The organism is Burkholderia sp. Se-20378 (genome assembly GCF_017104665.1).
Lineage (GTDB): Bacteria > Pseudomonadota > Gammaproteobacteria > Burkholderiales > Burkholderiaceae > Burkholderia > Burkholderia lata.
In genome coordinates this window covers 15,652-32,219 of sequence record NZ_JAAGPG010000042.1, presented here as the reverse complement: position 1 = coordinate 32,219, position 16,568 = coordinate 15,652, and the positions used below count along the sequence as shown (strand labels likewise).

General features: G+C 64.2%; 17 protein-coding genes and 1 pseudogene. 7 read left to right on the top strand and 11 right to left on the bottom strand.

Annotated features, from left to right (window positions below):
* A pseudogene (locus G3N93_RS08245) lies at nucleotides 1-179 on the top strand (3-hydroxybutyrate dehydrogenase); the annotation flags it as partial.
* 120 nt (nucleotides 180-299) lie between these two features.
* On the opposite strand, the gene G3N93_RS08240 reads toward G3N93_RS08245, so the two are convergent.
* Nucleotides 300-1,499 (bottom strand): amino acid aminotransferase, encoded by a 1,200-nt coding sequence (locus tag G3N93_RS08240; protein WP_174941700.1) that lies wholly within the window; start codon nucleotides 1,497-1,499, stop codon nucleotides 300-302.
* Between the two features lie 263 nt (nucleotides 1,500-1,762).
* Here G3N93_RS08240 and uvrB point away from each other — a divergent pair, with 263 nt between their 5' ends.
* From uvrB to G3N93_RS08215, 5 genes are all read left to right on the top strand, one after another.
* Nucleotides 1,763-3,853, top strand: coding sequence for an excinuclease ABC subunit UvrB (uvrB, locus tag G3N93_RS08235; RefSeq protein ID WP_174941702.1), 2,091 nt, complete (start codon nucleotides 1,763-1,765; stop codon nucleotides 3,851-3,853).
* Between the two features lie 220 nt (nucleotides 3,854-4,073).
* The gene (locus G3N93_RS08230) at nucleotides 4,074-4,625 is read left to right on the top strand and encodes an iron transporter (RefSeq protein ID WP_174941704.1); all 552 of its coding nucleotides are present in this window, start codon (nucleotides 4,074-4,076) and stop codon (nucleotides 4,623-4,625) included.
* A gap of 55 nt (nucleotides 4,626-4,680) precedes the next feature.
* Nucleotides 4,681-5,013 carry a cupredoxin domain-containing protein gene (locus G3N93_RS08225; protein ID WP_174941706.1) on the top strand — a complete coding sequence of 111 codons (333 nt, stop codon included), beginning with the start codon at nucleotides 4,681-4,683 and terminating at the stop codon, nucleotides 5,011-5,013.
* Nucleotides 5,014-5,071: 58 nt separating this feature from the next.
* On the top strand, nucleotides 5,072-5,914 hold the full coding sequence (locus G3N93_RS08220) for an FTR1 family protein (RefSeq protein ID WP_174941708.1): 843 nt from the start codon (nucleotides 5,072-5,074) through the stop codon (nucleotides 5,912-5,914).
* Nucleotides 5,911-7,308, top strand: coding sequence for a 4Fe-4S binding protein (locus tag G3N93_RS08215; RefSeq protein WP_174941710.1), 1,398 nt, complete (start codon nucleotides 5,911-5,913; stop codon nucleotides 7,306-7,308). Before G3N93_RS08220 ends, G3N93_RS08215 begins: the two co-directional genes overlap by 4 nt.
* Nucleotides 7,309-7,581: 273 nt before the next feature.
* On the opposite strand, the gene hemP is transcribed toward G3N93_RS08215, so the two are convergent.
* The 3 genes from hemP to G3N93_RS08200 form a co-directional block, all read right to left on the bottom strand.
* Entirely contained in the window at nucleotides 7,582-7,833 is a 252-nt protein-coding gene (gene hemP / locus G3N93_RS08210) for a hemin uptake protein HemP (protein WP_174941712.1), read from the bottom strand.
* Between the two features lie 138 nt (nucleotides 7,834-7,971).
* On the bottom strand, nucleotides 7,972-8,454 hold the full coding sequence (locus tag G3N93_RS08205) for an SRPBCC family protein (protein ID WP_206121742.1): 483 nt from the start codon (nucleotides 8,452-8,454) through the stop codon (nucleotides 7,972-7,974).
* 99 nt (nucleotides 8,455-8,553) lie between these two features.
* Nucleotides 8,554-9,426 carry a pirin family protein gene (locus G3N93_RS08200; RefSeq protein ID WP_206132759.1) on the bottom strand — a complete coding sequence of 291 codons (873 nt, stop codon included), beginning with the start codon at nucleotides 9,424-9,426 and terminating at the stop codon, nucleotides 8,554-8,556.
* A gap of 122 nt (nucleotides 9,427-9,548) precedes the next feature.
* Here G3N93_RS08200 and G3N93_RS08195 point away from each other — a divergent pair, with 122 nt between their 5' ends.
* Nucleotides 9,549-10,523, top strand: coding sequence for a LysR family transcriptional regulator (locus G3N93_RS08195; protein ID WP_011352658.1), 975 nt, complete (start codon nucleotides 9,549-9,551; stop codon nucleotides 10,521-10,523).
* A gap of 378 nt (nucleotides 10,524-10,901) precedes the next feature.
* Here the strand turns inward: G3N93_RS08195 and G3N93_RS08190 are convergent, their stop codons facing one another.
* From G3N93_RS08190 to G3N93_RS08160, 7 genes are all read right to left on the bottom strand, one after another.
* Nucleotides 10,902-11,330 carry a biopolymer transporter ExbD gene (locus G3N93_RS08190; RefSeq protein ID WP_059528371.1) on the bottom strand — a complete coding sequence of 143 codons (429 nt, stop codon included), beginning with the start codon at nucleotides 11,328-11,330 and terminating at the stop codon, nucleotides 10,902-10,904.
* Between the two features lie 13 nt (nucleotides 11,331-11,343).
* Nucleotides 11,344-12,075, bottom strand: coding sequence for a MotA/TolQ/ExbB proton channel family protein (locus G3N93_RS08185; protein ID WP_011352656.1), 732 nt, complete (start codon nucleotides 12,073-12,075; stop codon nucleotides 11,344-11,346).
* Nucleotides 12,076-12,111: 36 nt separating this feature from the next.
* Nucleotides 12,112-12,843: an energy transducer TonB gene (locus G3N93_RS08180; protein ID WP_174946726.1), complete on the bottom strand. Its 732-nt coding sequence runs from the start codon at nucleotides 12,841-12,843 to the stop codon at nucleotides 12,112-12,114.
* 218 nt (nucleotides 12,844-13,061) lie between these two features.
* Nucleotides 13,062-13,298 (bottom strand): bacterioferritin-associated ferredoxin, encoded by a 237-nt coding sequence (locus tag G3N93_RS08175; RefSeq protein ID WP_039370093.1) that lies wholly within the window; start codon nucleotides 13,296-13,298, stop codon nucleotides 13,062-13,064.
* 150 nt (nucleotides 13,299-13,448) lie between these two features.
* Entirely contained in the window at nucleotides 13,449-14,309 is an 861-nt protein-coding gene (gene murI / locus G3N93_RS08170; protein ID WP_206132758.1) for a glutamate racemase, read from the bottom strand.
* 39 nt (nucleotides 14,310-14,348) lie between these two features.
* Nucleotides 14,349-14,825 (bottom strand): bacterioferritin, encoded by a 477-nt coding sequence (gene bfr / locus G3N93_RS08165; RefSeq protein ID WP_011352652.1) that lies wholly within the window; start codon nucleotides 14,823-14,825, stop codon nucleotides 14,349-14,351.
* Between the two features lie 194 nt (nucleotides 14,826-15,019).
* Nucleotides 15,020-16,543: a fumarate hydratase gene (locus G3N93_RS08160; RefSeq protein WP_206121745.1), complete on the bottom strand. Its 1,524-nt coding sequence runs from the start codon at nucleotides 16,541-16,543 to the stop codon at nucleotides 15,020-15,022.
* Between the last annotated feature and the right edge of the window lie 25 nt (nucleotides 16,544-16,568).

Sequence of the window (16,568 nt, the reverse complement as noted above, 5' to 3'; positions counted from 1 at the left end):
AGGAGCTCGGCATCAGCGAAGACGAAGTGGTGAAGAAGGTGATGCTCGGCAATACGGTCGACGGCGTGTTCACGACCGTCCAGGACGTCGCGCAGACGGTGCTGTTCCTGTCGGCCTTCCCGAGCGCTGCGCTCACGGGCCAGTCCGTCGTCGTCAGCCACGGCTGGTTCATGCAGTGATGCGGGGGCGGGCGGGGTAGCTGCCCGCCGGCGAATGGCATAAAAAAACGCGCTCCGTGGAGCGCGTTTTTCATTTTGGCAGGGCGGGGCCGATGACGGCTGCCGCCTGCTCAAGCCGCGTTACTTCAGGACGGCTGCGACCGCATTGGCGACCGCGTCGAGGTTGCGCGTGTTCAGTGCTGCGACGCAGATCCGGCCCGTGCCGACTGCGTAGATGCCGAACTCGTCGCGCAGGCGATCGACTTGCGCCGAGGTCAGGCCCGAATACGAGAACATCCCGCGCTGCTCGTTGATGAAGCTGAAGTCGCGATCGACGCCGCTTGCCTTCAGGCGTTCGACGAGACCATTGCGCATTGCGCGGATGCGATCGCGCATTTCGCCGAGTTCCTGCACCCACGAAGCGTGCAGCTCCGGCGATGCGAGCACCGCTGCGACCACGGCGCCGCCATGGGTCGGCGGGTTCGAGTAGTTCGTGCGGATCACGCGCTTCAGTTGCGACAGCACGCGCGTCGCTTCATCCTTGCTCGACGTGATGATCGACAGTGCACCGACGCGCTCGCCGTACAGCGAGAACGACTTCGAGAACGACGACGACACGAATGCGTTCAGGTCAGCCGCGGCGAACAGGCGCACGGCAGCAGCATCGGCCTCGATGTTCTCGCCGAAGCCCTGGTAGGCGATGTCGAGGAACGGCACGAGGTTGCGCGCCTTCACGACGTCGACGACCTGTTGCCATTGCGCTTCGGTCAGGTCCACGCCGGTCGGGTTGTGGCAGCATGCGTGCAGCACGACGACCGTACCTGCCGCGTAGCTGTTCAGTGCCGACAGCATGCCTTCGAAGTTCACGCCGTTGGTGGCAGCGTCGTAATACGGGTACGCAACGACTTCGAAGCCGGCCGCTTCGAACAGCGCGCGGTGGTTTTCCCAGCTCGGATCGCTGATCGCGACCTTCACGTTCGGGTTCACGGTGCGCAGGAAATCGGCGCCGATCTTCAGCGCGCCCGTGCCGCCCAGTGCCTGGGCCGTGACCACGCGACCTGCTGCGATCAGCGGCGAGTCGTTGCCGAGCAGCAGCTTCTGCACGGCCGCATCGTAGGCAGCGATGCCGTCGATCGGCAGGTAGCCGCGGGGCAGGCCGGCCTCGACACGCACCTTCTCTGCTTCGCGAACCGCGCGCAGCAGCGGAATCTTGCCTTCTTCGTTCGTGTACACACCGACGCCGAGGTTGACCTTGGTCGGACGCGCATCGGCGTTGAAGGCTTCGTTCAGGCCCAGGATCGGGTCGCGGGGAGCAAGCTGGACAGCGGAGAAGAGCGACATGATGATTCGGCAGTAGTGAAAAGAGGGTCAGGCTTTCAACTGGCGGGGCGGGCGCGGTGGACCGCGCGCGGGCAGGCACGACGCCGGAAAGCGCAGCAGCCTGACATTGTAGCGAATTCACGCAGGCGGGGGCGGCGAATCGGCGGCGAAATTCGGCCTGGAATGGCGATATCGGACGGCCGTCGCGCGTCAGGAGCCGACAGCAGTTCGCGACGCCGCGAAGCGCTAGAATGCTTTCTTTGCCCTCGCTCCGGCCGCATTCCATGTCCGAACATAAAGCCGAAACCGGCGACGCGCTCGACGAATCGAAATTCGTGACCTTCGAAGGGTCGCCGTTCCAGCTGTACCAACCGTATCCGCCCGCAGGCGACCAGCCGACCGCGATCGAGACGCTCGTCGAAGGGGTCGAGGACGGCCTCTCGTTCCAGACGCTGCTCGGCGTGACGGGCTCGGGCAAGACCTTCACGATGGCGAACACGATCGCGCGGCTCGGCCGCCCGGCGATCGTGTTCGCGCCGAACAAGACGCTCGCCGCGCAGCTTTACTCGGAATTTCGCGAGTTCTTCCCGCGCAACGCGGTCGAGTACTTCGTCTCGTACTACGACTATTACCAGCCTGAAGCGTACGTGCCGCAGCGCGACCTGTTCATCGAGAAGGACTCGTCGATCAACGAGCACATCGAGCAGATGCGGCTGTCGGCGACGAAGAGCCTGATGGAGCGCCGCGACGTCGTGATCGTCGCGACGGTGTCGGCGATCTACGGTATCGGCAACCCGTCCGAATACCACCAGATGATCCTGACGCTGCGTGCGGGCGACAAGCTCGGCCAGCGCGACGTGATCGCGCGGCTGATCGCGATGCAGTACACGCGCAACGAGCAGGATTTCCAGCGCGGCACGTTCCGCGTGCGTGGCGACACGATCGACATCTTCCCGGCCGAACACGCGGAGCTGGCCGTGCGCGTCGAGCTGTTCGACGACGAGGTCGAGACGCTGCAGCTGTTCGATCCGCTGACGGGGCGCGTGCGGCAGAAGATCCCGCGCTTCACTGTGTATCCGTCGTCGCACTATGTGACGCCGCGCGACACCGTGATGCGCGCGGTCGAGACGATCAAGGACGAATTGCGCGAGCGGCTCGAGTACTTTCACAGCGACGGCAAGCTCGTCGAGGCGCAGCGCCTCGAGCAGCGCACGCGCTTCGATCTCGAGATGCTGCAGGAGCTCGGCTTCTGCAAGGGCATCGAGAATTACTCGCGGCATTTCTCGGGCGCAGAGCCCGGCGATCCGCCGCCGACCCTCGTCGACTACCTGCCGCCCGATGCGCTGATGCTGCTCGACGAATCGCACGTGCTGATCGGCCAGTTGAACGGCATGTACAACGGCGACCGCGCGCGCAAGGAAAACCTCGTCAACTACGGGTTCCGGTTGCCGTCGGCGCTGGACAACCGGCCGCTCAAGTTCCCGGAGTTCGAACGCAAGATGCGTCAGGTCGTGTTCGTGTCGGCCACGCCGGCCGACTACGAGAAGCGCGTGACCGGGCAGATCGCCGAGCAGGTCGTGCGGCCGACGGGCCTTGTCGATCCGGAAATCGAAGTACGGCCGGCGAGCTCGCAGGTCGACGACGTGCTGGCCGAGATCAACGCGCGCGTGAAGGCCGAGGAGCGCGTGCTGATCACCGTGCTGACGAAGCGCATGGCCGAGCAGCTCACCGAGTTTCTTGCCGATCACGGGGTCAAGGTGCGTTACCTGCACAGCGACATCGATACGGTCGAGCGTGTCGAGATCATCCGCGACCTGCGGCTCGGCACGTTCGACGTGCTGGTCGGGATCAACCTGCTGCGGGAAGGGCTCGACATTCCCGAGGTGTCGCTCGTTGCGATCCTCGACGCGGACAAGGAGGGCTTCCTGCGCGCGGAGCGCTCGCTGATCCAGACGATCGGCCGTGCGGCGCGGAACGTGAACGGCAAGGCGATTCTCTACGCGGACAACATGACCGAGTCGATGAAGCGCGCGATCGGCGAGACCGAGCGGCGCCGTGCGAAGCAGATCGCGCACAACGAAAAGATGGGCATCACGCCGCGCGGTGTCGTGAAGCGCATCAAGGACATCATCGACGGTGTGTACAACGCGGACGAGGCACGCGCCGAGCTGAAGGAAGCGCAGCAGCGCGCGAAATTCGAGGACATGTCGGAAAAGCAGCTCGCCAAGGAAATCAAGCGCCTCGAGAAGCAGATGGCCGACTACGCGAAGAACCTCGAGTTCGAGAAGGCCGCCGCGACCCGCGACCAGCTTGCGTTGCTGCGTGAGCGTGTGTTCGGCGCGAACGTCGGCGATCACGTCAACGGTGGCCGGTAAATCTTTCCAAGCGTCACCGAAACCGGGTGGTAACGAGCCTGTAAGCCTTGTCGGATCAGGGGTTTACACGGCTCCCCGTTTGTTCCGAAACAGGTTCGGTGCTAAACTTCGCAATTATTGAGAATTGTTCGCATTAACGTTCTTCGTCGCGTTAGTGTTTTCAGTGGGCTGACCTGACGGTCGGTTCATATGGTTCCAGATCAAATAACAAGGAGTGTCCATGTTGGGTTCTTCGTTCATCCGCACGACGGTTGCGGTAGCGGCGGCGCTTGCCGCGATGTCGGCCTCGGCTGCCGAATATCCGATCGGCAAGCAGCAGATCCAGGGCGGCATGGAAATCGGCGCGGTATACCTGCAGCCGATCACGATGGACCCGGAAGGGATGATGCGCAAGGCGTCGGATTCCGACGTCCACCTCGAGGCCGACATCCATGCGGTCAAGAACAACCCGACGGGTTTCGCGGAAGGCGACTGGATGCCGTACCTGCAGGTCACGTACAAGCTGACGAAGCAGGGCGACGCGAAGTGGAAGGCTGAAGGCGACCTGATGGGCATGGTCGCGAGCGATGGCCCGCACTACGGTGACAACGTGAAGCTGAACGGCCCGGGCAAGTATCACCTGACGATGGTCGTCAAGCCGCCGATGCAGACGGGCCACATGGCGTTCGGCCGTCACATCGACAAGGAAACGGGCGTGGGCGCATGGTTCAAGCCCATTACCCTCGAGTACGACTTCCCGTTCGCCGGTATCGGCAAGAAGGGCGGTTACTGATCGGTGGCATCACGGACGGCGCGCTTCGGCGCGCCGTCGGCGTAGAGAACCCAGAATGAAAATTCCCCAGAAAGTCTTTGCCGCAGCCGCTGCGTTGTGGCTTGCCGGCGCAGCGTACGCTGCCGACCTGCCGACGTTCAAGCTCGAGATGACGGACGGCAAGCTGAATCCCGCCCGCATCGAAGTGCCGGCCGGCCAGCGTTTCAAGATCGAGATCAAGAACACCGGCAAGGGCGCCGCCGAATTCGAGAGCGTGCAACTGCGCAAGGAGAAGGTGCTCGCGCCGGGCGCCGATTCGTTCGTGGTCGTCGCACCGTTGTCACCGGGTGAATACAAGTTTTTCGACGATTTCCACCAGCAGGCGCAGGGCGTGATCGTCGCGAAGTAATGCGTTTTATCTGCGCGCGGGCGCACCTGCCCGGTGTACTGCGCGTCAGGAGGTATCGATGGGTCAGATCTTGTTCATCGTCTGGCGGGAGAGCGTCGAAGCGCTGCTCGTCGTCGGCATTCTCTATGCATGGCTGAAAAACGGCGACGCCGACGCGCGCCGCGGCCTGCCCTTTCTCTGGACCGGCGTCGGTGTCGGCTTGCTGATGGCCGTCGGCCTCGGTGCCGCACTGGTCGGTTTCACCGAAGTGTTGTCCGGCGACGCGCAGGACTACTTCCAGACTGCCATGGTGCTGATTGCATGCGTGCTGATCGTGCAGATGGTGCTGTGGATGCGCCGGCACGGCCGCACGCTGAAGCGCGACATGGAGCAATCGCTGCAGCAGAGCACGCGCGATTCGAACTGGTGGGGCGTCGCGGTGCTGGTCGCGCTGGCGATCGCGCGCGAAGGCAGCGAAACGGTGATCTTCCTGTATGGTCTCGGTTTCGGCCAGTCGGGTCACGTCGACGGCAGCCAGATGCTTGCGGTCGTGATCGGTCTCGGCCTTGCGTTCCTCACGTTCTATCTGCTGCAGCTCGGCGGCAAGTACTTCTCGTGGCGGCATTTCTTCCGCGTCACCGAAGTGATGCTGCTGTTTCTCGGCGCGGGCCTGTTCCAGACCGGCGTCGACAAGCTGATCGACAAGGAAATCCTGCCGCTCGGCATTTCGCAGGTGTGGGACACGTCTGCGATCCTCGATGATTCGGGCACGTTCGGCTCACTCGTCGCAACGCTGACCGGCTATCGTGCGCACCCGGCACTGACCAACCTGGTTGCCTACGCTGTGTACTGGGCGGTGGTCTGGCTGCTGATGAAGCGCGCGAGCCGTCGTCCGGCCGTCGCGGCAGGTCGCGCGGCATGAGCGTTGTCGCCGCAGCCAAGCAGGGCTGGCTCGCGCAGGCCGGCCAGTGGATGCAGCGCCACGGTGCGCTGATCCGCGGCATCCAGTGGGCCGTCGTCGCCGTCTACGCATTCCTGATCATCGTGCCGGCGGTGCTGCCGCTGCCGGACGACTCCGCGCACCTGTGGAGCAACCTCACGCTGATCGCGCAATTCACGTTCTGGGGCATCTGGTGGCCGTTCGTGCTGCTGTCGATGGTGATGCTCGGCCGTGTCTGGTGCGGCGTGCTGTGTCCGGAAGGCGCACTCACCGAATTCGCGAGCAAGTTCGGCCGCGGCGGCCCGATTCCGCGTTGGATCCGGTGGGGCGGCTGGCCGTTCGTCGCGTTCGGGCTCACGACGATCTACGGGCAGATGGTGAGCGTGTACCAGTACCCGCTCGCGGTGCTGTTCGTGCTCGGCGGCTCGACCGTCGGCGCGATCGTGATCGGCGTGTTGTACGGCCGCGAGAAGCGCGTGTGGTGCAAGTACCTGTGCCCGGTCAACGGCGTGTTCGGGCTGCTCGCGCGGCTCGCGCCGATGCGCTACAAGGTCGATGAGGATGCATGGCGCCGTTCGTACAAGAACGGCGAGCATGGCCATCGCGTGATTCCGATCAACTGCGCGCCGCTCGTGCCGTTGCGCAACATGAAGGGTGCGGCGGACTGCCATATGTGCGGCCGCTGCAGCGGGCACCGCGATGCGATCGCGCTGTCGTTGCGCTCGCCGTCCGACGAAGTCGTGAACCTCGGCGCGCAGCAGGCGAACCCGTGGGATACCGCGCTGATCCTGTACGGCCTGCTTGGCGTCGCGATCGGTGCGTTCCACTGGACCGTCAGCCCCTGGTTCGTGCAGATCAAGCAATGGCTCGCGGGCTGGCTGATCGACCATGACATCACGTGGCCGCTCGAGACCAATGCGCCGTGGTTCCTGCTCACGCACTATCCGGATCGCAACGACGTGTTCTCGTGGCTCGACGGCGGGCTGGTCATCAGCTACATCGTTGGCACGGGGCTCGTGTACGGCACGGCGCTGCTGGTGCTGCTGGCCGGCGCCACGCTGATGCTCGGCCGCTTCGATCGCGTGCGGCTGCATCATCTCGCGCAGGCGTTGATTCCGATTGCAGGCGCGGGTGTGTTCCTTGGCCTGTCGGCCACGACACTGTCGCTGCTGCGTGCCGAGCATGTACCGCTCGGCTGGGCGACCGATGTGCGCGTCGCGATCCTGGTCGGCGCCAACGCATGGAGTGCGTGGCTCGCGTGGAAAGTGACGGGGCGCTATGCGGGCTGGCCGCGCCGGCTTGCGGCATTCGCATGGTTTGCCGCCGGGCTTGCCGTCATCGACAGCGCATGGTGGTTGATGTTCTGGGGTTTCTGACGCGGATCGCGTGTCGCTTCGGCGGTCACGCAGCGACGCGATAGCGAACCCGGGCGGCATGCTTCACGCATTGGCCGCCCAAACAAAAAGCGACACGTCGAAAGACGTGTCGCTTTTTTTCTTCCTTGTGCGAGAACCAAAAAAAGTGGCTTGGCTTGCTGCAACGGCTGCTTGAGTGTGTTTGCACGAAGGGGTCTAGATCTCGCGTGCAAGCCGTTACGCTGGCTACTGCCCAACACCTCTCAGGGAGGTGGTCCCCACAATACTCTGTCGTTACTTCGTCAGGATCAGTTTGCCGAGCCGTGTGGCGCGCAACTGATAAGTCTCTCCGTTATGCGCGATGCTGACGTGGCTTTGGCCTTGCAGCAGCGCATCGCTGCTGACGACCCGCGTGCCTGCTTCGCGGTTGCCGGCGGGTTTCGCCGGCGTGGTGACCGCTGCCGTCTTCTGACGGCTGCTGCCTGCGGTGCCGGTCGTGCGGCGCAAGGTCAGCGTGGTCGGGGTCTGGCGCATGGTGTCGGTCATTCGGTTGATCGGTGACTGTCGATACGATGGAATGAATTCTAAATGATAACTATTCCCATTTACAAAAACTCTTTATCGATCGAAATCGCGAACCTGATAGCTTGAATCAAAGGGGCGGCCCGCAGGCCGCCACCGGGTTCAGTGCAGCGGATCGGGGTCCTTGCGGCCCTGCGTGTACTCGCGGATCAGGCGGACCGTATCGATATCCGACGTGCGGTACGCCTCCTTGACGATCCCGTGCGTCTGCCGGGCGTCTTCGCTGTCGTCCGTGACGACCAGTGTCGTGCGGTATTCGAAACGCAGGAACAGCTCGTGGTCGTCGCGTTCCTCGATCGTCATGGTCAGCGAGCCGCCGATCTCGCCGTCGGCGGCGAGGATGTCGTAGCGAACCTGCTGGTTCGGCGTGAACGTGACGTGGTCGCGCACGGTCGCGTGACCGTAGTGCAGTTCACGTTCGAGCGTCGTGCCCGTCCGTTCGTGGACGACACAGCTGTCGAGACCGAGCACGAACAATTGCGGCTGTTCGGCGCGCAGCACGAGGCCTTCCCAGAGCTGGTCGCGGGTGAGGGTCGGCACGGCCGGATCGTCGGAATTGATCTGGATCAGATGTTCGAAGTTCAAGGGGACGGGTTCCTTCTGGTGGCGGGCGGCCACGTGGTTCAAAAAGTCATTGTGACGCAAAACGGGCGGTTTCGCGGCACCTGCGCGCCCGTCCGGGCGTCATGCTTCGATGCGACCCATGCGGCCGGTCTGGTAGTCGACGACCGCCTGCCGGATCTCCTCCTCGGTATTCATCACGAACGGGCCGTAGCGGACGATCGGCTCGTTGAGCGGCACGCCGCCGATCAGCAGCAGGTCGAGCGGCGTGTCGCCGGCGGCGAACGTGACCGTGTCGCCGTCATCGCAGTACACGACCATGTGTCGTGCGTCGACAGCCTGCCTGGCGGGCCCGTAGAGGCCCGTTCCGTCGATCGGATAGGCAAACACACGGTAGCCTGCCGGGACGGTCTGCGTGACCGTTGCGCCGGGCTGCAGCGTGAAATGCTGGTAGAGGATTGGCGTGCGCGTTTCGATCGCGGCGCGGACGCCGAACGCTGCGCCGGCGATCACGCGTACGCGCGCGCGACCGTCCGGCGACGTTGCGGTCGGGATGCGGTTGGCAGGGATCTCCTGGTAGCGCGGCGCGATCAGCTTGTCGCGGCGCGGCAGGTTGACCCACAGCTGGAAGCCGTGGGAGCGGCCGCCCGCCTGCGCGAATTCAGGATCGGGCATCTCGCTGTGCACGACGCCGGCGCCCGCCGTCATCCATTGCACGTCGCCCGGGCCGAGCGTGCCGGCATGGCCGGACGAGTCGCGATGGCGGAAGCGTCCGTCGAGTGCGTAGGTCACGGTCTCGAAGCCGCGATGCGGATGGTCGGGGGCGCCCTTGGCTTCGCCGGGCGCGTAGTCGACGGGACCCATTTCGTCGAGCAGCAGGAACGGATCGAAATCCATCAGCAGCCGGGTCGGGAACGGGCGGTGAACCACGAAGCCGCTGCCTTCGGTCGTGCGAAGCGCGGGGTACGTGCGGTCAAGCGAGCGAGCGGTCGTCATGCGGATACCCTCGAAATGATCGGAATAGCGTTATTTTTGAAACATAGCGCTATTATATTGGGCGTTTTACCGTTCGATTCGCGACGGTTCGCAATGGATTGTTCTGAAAATGGAACGATGAGATGAATATCGATGCACATAACCTGAACGACCTCATGTACTTTTCGCAGGTCGTCGAACATGGCGGTTTCTCGGCCGCGGAGCGCGTGCTGGGCATCTCGAAATCGCGCCTGTCGCGGCGCCTGACCGAACTCGAGGCGGCGCTCGGCGTGCGCCTGCTGCAGCGCTCCACCCGCAAGCTCGCGCTGACCGAGGCGGGGGAGCTTTTCTACCAGCATTGCCAGGCAATGCTGGCCGAAGCGCAGGCGGCGATGAACGCGGTCCAGCAGTTGCGCTCGTCGCCGCGCGGCTCGGTGCGCGTCAGCGTGCCCGTGACGCTGTCCCAGACGATGCTGTCGCGCATCCTGCCCGAATTCCTGCGTCGCTATCCCGAGGTGAAGGTGCACGTCCGCGTGACGAATCGCGTGATCGACCTGTTCGAGGATTCGATCGACGTCGCGCTGCGCGTGCGCTCGGAGCCGCCGCAGAACGCGAATATCGTCGTGCGGCCGCTGTGGCGCACCGAGCAGATGCTGGTCGGCGCGCCGAGCCTGCTGAGCCAGAATGCGCCGCCGCTGGTGCCGGACGACCTGAGCGGATTCGAGACGCTCGACACGCCGAGCGTCGATGGGCGGCACGTGTTCAACCTGATCGCGCCGGATGGAACGCGTCATGTGCACGAGCACGACCCGCGGCTCGTGACGGCCGACCTGATGACGATCCGTGAAGCCGTGCTCGATGGTCTCGGCATCGCGGCACTGCCGGAGATGATGTACGGCAACGCGCTGCGTGCCGGGCAACTGTCGCCGGTGATGCCGGGCTGGACGCTGCCGGTGCCGCAACTGTACGCGGTGTTCGTGTCGCGGCAGGGGATGCCGCCCGCGGTGCGTGCGTTCGTCGACTACCTGGTCGAGAAGCTCGACCACGGTGCGTACAAGGATCCGGGGTGCCCGGAACGAGCGAAGAAGGAAGCGGCGGCCGATGTTTCGGCGACCTGAACACGACGCGCACGGCGAGGCAAATTTGTTTTGTCATTGAAGCGTCGCCTGCAATCGCAAGTTTCAATCGCCGGAACCTTGAATGCGCGTGCGCGCGGGCCTATATTGAAATCCCATTTCGTGAAGGAAGTTCTGAGCGAAATCAGGTGGCCGCATATATTGCGAGCCAGATAGGGCAGAACGCGCAGTCCGTGCAGACCACGGCAGAGTCGCATTTGCGTTGCTCGAGGCGCAACCGATACCGCCAAAGAGCCCGCCGCCCGAAGGCGCCCGCGTGCGCATGAAAAAAGGCCTTCATCTGGCGATGAAGGCCTTTTACTTTGTGTGCCGCTAGGTGCGGCCGGTTAGGCGCAACCTGCGCGTCGGATAGCGCGTGCGTTACTTCGCTTTCGCGGTCGGCTCCGTTACGAAGCCGAGCTTCGTCAGGCCGCCAGCCTGCGCATCCGACATCACTTCCGCCACGTGTTCGTACGCGACCTTGCGGTCCGCACGCAGGTGCAACTCCGGTTGCGGCGTGCGTTTTGCCGCTTCCGCGATGCGCTGCTGCAATTGTTCGCGCGTGACCGTGTGGTCGTCCCACAGGATCGTGCCGTCACCCTGGATCGCGACGTCGACCGTCTGCGGCTTTTCGTCGACGGGCTGGCTGCTGGCGTGCGGCAGGTCGATCTTCACCGCATGCTGCATCGCCGGGATCGTCACGAGGAAAATGATCAGGAGTACGAGCATGACGTCGACGAGCGGCGTCATGTTGATCTCGCTCATCACTGCATCGTCGTCATCGTCGCTGAAACCGGTGTTCATTGCCATGGTTCACCCCGCCTCAGCTGGCGCGCGTCGCGAGACGCAGGCCGTCGCGCGTCGACGACGAGGCAAGGCTCGCGCCCGTCACGAAGTACGCATGCAGACCGTGCGCGAAGCGGCGCAGCTTGCTGACGATACCCTTGTTCGCGCGGGTGAGTGCGTTGTAGCCGAGCACGGCCGGGATTGCGACGAACAGGCCGAAAGCGGTCATGATCAGCGATTCGCCGACCGGGCCGGCGACCTGGTCGATCGACGTCTGGCCGGATGCGCCGATCGCGAGCAGTGCGTGGTAGATCCCCCAGACCGTACCGAACAGGCCGACGAACGGCGCCGTGCTGCCGATCGACGCGAGGATCGCGAGGCCGCTCTGCATGCGCGAGATGCCTTCGTCCATCGTGTCCTTCAGGCAGCGCGTGACCCAGTCCGACACGTCCATGCGGTCGTGCAGGTGCGGTTGCGTCTGGTGGTGGTGATCGGCGGCTTCCTTGCCCGACAGCGCGAGCGCGAGGAACGGGTTGTCGTTCGGCGTCGATGCGGCGAGCCCGAGCTTCTTGATGCCGTCGTCGAAATCGTCCGAATGCCAGAATGCCTGTTCGGCGTTCTTCGTCAGGCGGTTCAGGCGGATCACGTTCCAGCCCTTGATGACGATCACGATCCACGACAGGACCGACATCACGAGCAGCGTGATCGCGATGGCGCGCGTGACGAAATCACCTTGCGCCCAGACGTGCGCGATACCGTAGCTTTGCATTTTCTTGTTTCCTTTGAATCTACCGAATATGACGGGTTAGTCGTCAAGCGTGAAGTTGAAGGGCAGCGTATGGGCGGCGCGGATCGCCTGGCCGTTCTCGATATACGGCGGGCAGGTGCTGGCGCGCGTCGCCTCGAGTGCGGCTTCATCGAGACGCGGGTAGCCGCTGCTCTTCTGCAGCTGGACGCTTTCGATCTTGCCCGTCACGCCGATGATGAAGTGAACATAGGCCGTGCCCGTTTCGCCGCGACGGCGCGACATCGACGGATAGGTCGGCTTAACGAAGTTGCAGGTGAGCGCCGACACGTTCTTCGGCGCGCTGACCTGCATCGTCTCGCGCGCCGGGCCGGGTGCTGCAGCCGGTGCAGCAGGCGCCGGCGCGACGGGAGCCGGTGTCGGAGCGGCAACGGCCGGCGCGGGCGTCGGCGACGGTGCCTGCGAGACCGGCTGAGGCGTCGGAACCGCTTTCTGCACCGGCTTCGGCTCGACCTTCGGCTTCACGCGCGGCGTGGGCTTGGGTGGCGTAGGCTGCTGCGCGGCCGACTGGACCGCGACGGGCTGGGCAGGGGGCGCAGGCGGAATGAGCTGCGCGGTGATCGATTGAACCTCGATCTCCTTCGGCGGCGGCGGCGCGTTGCGATGGAGCCAGGCGGCCGTCAGCATGATCGCGTGTGCGGCAAGCACACCGACCGCGACGACGATCACTCGGGGATTCATACGTGGTGCAGCCGGCACGGCGCCGGCAGGAGCGAGATGCGAAGCCTGCATGTTAGCTTGAAAGAACGATGTCGCACCCGGGGCGCGGCGGGTGAATCGGCATCACTTGCGGAAGATCAGCAGCGAGATGCAAACGGTGGTCACAAATCCGATCAGCAATTCCATGACAGGCTCCTTGGCAGGTAAGCCGCTGGCTCGCGCAGACGGTGGCTTGCTGACGGTCAAAACAAAAAATGCGGCCTGGGCCGCATGCGCACACTCGGCGCCGGTCAGGCGGCCTTGCGTTCGTAGAACGTGACCGGGATCGGGTGAGCATGATGCTCGACACCGCACCGGCTCGCGCAGACGCCTTGTTCGGCCATGAGGTCGCGTACGGACTCCTCGCACTTGCCGCAGCACGTGGCCACGCCGAGCTCGAACTGGAGTTCATCGAAAGAGTTCACGCCCTCTGCGAGGGACGCGCGAATCTTGCGATCGGAAACAGACTTGCACACGCAGACGATCATGGTGAGTTGCGATAGCTAACGTTAATGCGAATTATTATCATTAAATTTGCGGACGTTGACAAGCCTGGGTCGGGCTTTTTTTAAGGTCATCGGACCCTTGAAACGGTGGGAAGGTGAAGCGGCACGCAGGAGAACGCGTGCCGGCCCGTGTCAGGCGGTCGCGCAGGCGCGCGCGTTCGGCGAGGAAATGGTGACGGATTCGACCGGCGCAGCGAGGCCGAGCAGCGTCGACGCGAGTGCCTGCAGTTGGCGGCCGTCGCTGGTCGAGCAGAAGTGGGGCGGCGCCGCGCACGTGCCGGCCGGTGCGCGCAGGTTGCGCTCGTCGAGCACCCGCACGAGCTGGCGCGCGATCGCGTCGCTGGTGTCGACGAGTGTCAGGCGGTCGCCCACAAGGTCACGAATCGTTTCCGTGAAGAACGGGTAATGCGTGCAGCCGAGTACCAGCGTATCGGCGCCGTCGTCGAGCATCGGTTGCAGGTAGCTGTCGAGCAACGCGCGCAAGGCGGGAGAATTCGTGTCACCGCGCTCGATGGCCTCGACGAGCCCGTGGCCGGGCTGGCAGATGAAGCGGCGGCCGGCGCCGTAGCGGTCGAGCAGCGCCTGGAAGCGCGGACTGTTCAGCGTCGACTGCGTGGCCAGGACGCCCGCGACACCGCTCGCGGATACGGCGGCGGCCGGCTTGATGCCCGGCTCGACGCCGACGAGCGGCATCGACAGGTGTTCGCGGGTCGCGGCGATCGCGCGTGCGGTCGCCGTGTTGCACGCGATGACCAGCGCTTTCGCCCCTTCGCGGGCCAGCCACTCGCCGATTGCCAGCGTGCGTTCCGTAATGAATGCCTCGTCGCGCGGACCATATGGCGCATGGTGCGAATCGGCGACGTAGATGAACGATTCGTCGGGCAGCTGCGCGCGCACGGCGCGCAGCACCGACAGGCCGCCCAGCCCTGAATCGAAGATGCCGATGGGGGCGACGGTCGAGGCCGTCGCGGCGTTAACGGAAGGTGTCGACATGAACGGGCTGGGGGCGATAGCGGGAAGCGTGGAGCGAGTTTACTCCGGCGAACCCATCATCGTTTGCTGGTAGTTCTGCAGGCCGACCTTGCCGATCAGGTCGATCTGCGTTTCCAGCCAGTCGATGTGCTCTTCGGTGTCGTCGAGGATCTTCTCGAAGATCTCGCGCGACACGTAGTCACGAACCGATTCGCAGTAGGCGATCGCTTCCTTGCAGGTGGACTGCGAGATCTGCTCGAGCTTCAGGTCGCACTTCAGGATCTCTTCGGTTTCCTCGCCGACCAGCAGCTTGTGCAGATCCTGCAGGTTCGGCAGGCCGTCGAGCATGAATACGCGCTCGATCAGCCAGTCGGCGTGCTTCATTTCGCCGATCGACTCGTCGTACTCGTGCTTGCCGAGCTTCTCGAGGCCCCAGTGCTTGTACATGCGCGCATGCAGGAAGTACTGGTTGATCGCCGTGAGCTCATTCTTCAACTGGGCGTTCAGATATTCGATGACTTTCTTGTCGCCTTGCATGGCTTGTTCCTTGTTCAGTGGGGCTTCAGAAACCGAAAGATAATCGCTCGAACGAGAAAAGCCAAGCCTCAAAGCCTTGTCGGGCCTGCCTTTTGCATGTAATGAGAATCAGCCTCGAATAACCGGCCACACACAATAATGAGAATGAGAAGTAAAAAGGCCGGACTTCCGTCCGGCCTTTCGTTCGATCGCGCTTAAGCGGCTGCGACCGGGATCTTGCCGATCTTCGCCTGCCACTCCTTCGGACCGGTCTGGTGCACCGACGTGCCCGACGAATCGACGGCCACCGTCACCGGCATGTCCTGCACGTCGAACTCGTAGATCGCTTCCATGCCGAGGTCTTCGAATGCGAGCACCTTCGCGCCGCGGATCGCCTTCGACACGAGGTAAGCCGCACCGCCGACCGCCATCAGGTAGGCCGCCTTGTGCTTCTTGATCGCGTCGATCGCGACCGGGCCGCGCTCGGCCTTGCCGACCATCGAGATCAGGCCGGTTTGCGCGAGCATCGTCTCGGTGAACTTGTCCATGCGCGTGGCCGTCGTCGGACCTGCCGGGCCGACCACTTCGTCGCGGACCGGATCGACCGGGCCGACGTAGTAGATCACGCGGTTGGTGAAGTCGACCGGCAGCTTCTCGCCCTTCGCGAGCATGTCGGCGATGCGCTTGTGCGCGGCGTCGCGGCCGGTGAGCATCTTGCCCGACAGCAGCAGCGTCTGGCCCGGCGCCCAGCTCGCGACTTCTTCCGGCGTCAGCGTGTTCAGGTCGACGCGCTTGCTGGTTTCGGTATTCGGTTCCCAGTTGACCTTCGGCCATGCGTCGAGCGACGGTGCTTCAAGCTTGGCCGGGCCCGAGCCGTCGAGCACGAAGTGCGCGTGGCGCGTGGCCGCGCAGTTCGGGATCAGCGCGACCGGTTTCGATGCCGCGTGCGTCGGTGCAGCCATGATCTTCACGTCGAGCACGGTTGCCAGGCCGCCGAGGCCCTGTGCGCCGATGCCGAGCGCGTTGACCTTCTCGTGCAGTTCGACGCGCAGTTCCTCGACCCAGTCCTTCGGACCGCGTGCGATGATTTCCTGGATGTCGATCGGCTCCATCAGCGATTCCTTCGCCATCAGCATCGCCTTTTCAGCCGTGCCGCCGATGCCGATCCCCAGCATGCCGGGCGGGCACCAGCCTGCGCCCATCGTCGGGACCGTCTTCAGCACCCAGTCGACGATCGAGTCGGACGGGTTCAGCATCACGAACTTCGACTTGTTCTCCGAGCCGCCGCCCTTCGCCGCAACCTGCACGTCGACCTTGTCGCCCGGCACGATCTCGTAGTGGATCACGGCCGGCGTGTTGTCCTTCGTGTTCTTGCGGGCGCCTTCCGGCGGACTGACGATCGACGCGCGCAGCACGTTGTCCGGGTGCGTGTAACCGCGGCGCACGCCTTCGTTGATCATGTCGGTGAGACCCATCGTCGCGCCGTCCCAGCGCACGTCCATGCCGACCTTCACGAAGATCGTGACGATGCCGGTGTCCTGGCAGATCGGGCGCTTGCCTTCCGCGCACATGCGGCTGTTCGTGAGGATCTGCGCGATCGCATCCTTCGCGGCCGGGCTTTCTTCCAGCTCGTACGCGCGGCCGAGGGCCTGGATGTAGTCGAGCGGATGGTAGTAGCTGATGTACTGCAGCGAATCCGCGATGCTCTGGATCAGGTCTTCCTGTTTGATGACGGTCATGGCTGAGACTCTGTGGGGACTGTGG

What these genes read in the sequence shown, in the direction of transcription:
- G3N93_RS08215 (WP_174941710.1), top strand. Translation starts at nt 5,911, where the DNA reads ATGAGCGTTGTCGCCGCAGCCAAGCAGGGCTGGCTCGCGCAGGCCGGC.
- G3N93_RS08160 (WP_206121745.1), bottom strand. Translation starts at nt 16,543, where the DNA reads ATGACCGTCATCAAACAGGAAGACCTGATCCAGAGCATCGCGGATTCG.
- G3N93_RS08230 (WP_174941704.1), top strand. Translation starts at nt 4,074, where the DNA reads ATGTTGGGTTCTTCGTTCATCCGCACGACGGTTGCGGTAGCGGCGGCG.
- G3N93_RS08195 (WP_011352658.1), top strand. Translation starts at nt 9,549, where the DNA reads ATGAATATCGATGCACATAACCTGAACGACCTCATGTACTTTTCGCAG.
- hemP (WP_174941712.1), bottom strand. Translation starts at nt 7,833, where the DNA reads ATGACCGACACCATGCGCCAGACCCCGACCACGCTGACCTTGCGCCGC.
- G3N93_RS08190 (WP_059528371.1), bottom strand. Translation starts at nt 11,330, where the DNA reads ATGGCAATGAACACCGGTTTCAGCGACGATGACGACGATGCAGTGATG.
- G3N93_RS08185 (WP_011352656.1), bottom strand. Translation starts at nt 12,075, where the DNA reads ATGCAAAGCTACGGTATCGCGCACGTCTGGGCGCAAGGTGATTTCGTC.
- G3N93_RS08180 (WP_174946726.1), bottom strand. Translation starts at nt 12,843, where the DNA reads ATGCAGGCTTCGCATCTCGCTCCTGCCGGCGCCGTGCCGGCTGCACCA.
- G3N93_RS08225 (WP_174941706.1), top strand. Translation starts at nt 4,681, where the DNA reads ATGAAAATTCCCCAGAAAGTCTTTGCCGCAGCCGCTGCGTTGTGGCTT.
- murI (WP_206132758.1), bottom strand. Translation starts at nt 14,309, where the DNA reads ATGTCGACACCTTCCGTTAACGCCGCGACGGCCTCGACCGTCGCCCCC.
- G3N93_RS08240 (WP_174941700.1), bottom strand. Translation starts at nt 1,499, where the DNA reads ATGTCGCTCTTCTCCGCTGTCCAGCTTGCTCCCCGCGACCCGATCCTG.
- uvrB (WP_174941702.1), top strand. Translation starts at nt 1,763, where the DNA reads ATGTCCGAACATAAAGCCGAAACCGGCGACGCGCTCGACGAATCGAAA.
- bfr (WP_011352652.1), bottom strand. Translation starts at nt 14,825, where the DNA reads ATGCAAGGCGACAAGAAAGTCATCGAATATCTGAACGCCCAGTTGAAG.
- G3N93_RS08175 (WP_039370093.1), bottom strand. Translation starts at nt 13,298, where the DNA reads ATGATCGTCTGCGTGTGCAAGTCTGTTTCCGATCGCAAGATTCGCGCG.
- G3N93_RS08220 (WP_174941708.1), top strand. Translation starts at nt 5,072, where the DNA reads ATGGGTCAGATCTTGTTCATCGTCTGGCGGGAGAGCGTCGAAGCGCTG.
- G3N93_RS08200 (WP_206132759.1), bottom strand. Translation starts at nt 9,426, where the DNA reads ATGACGACCGCTCGCTCGCTTGACCGCACGTACCCCGCGCTTCGCACG.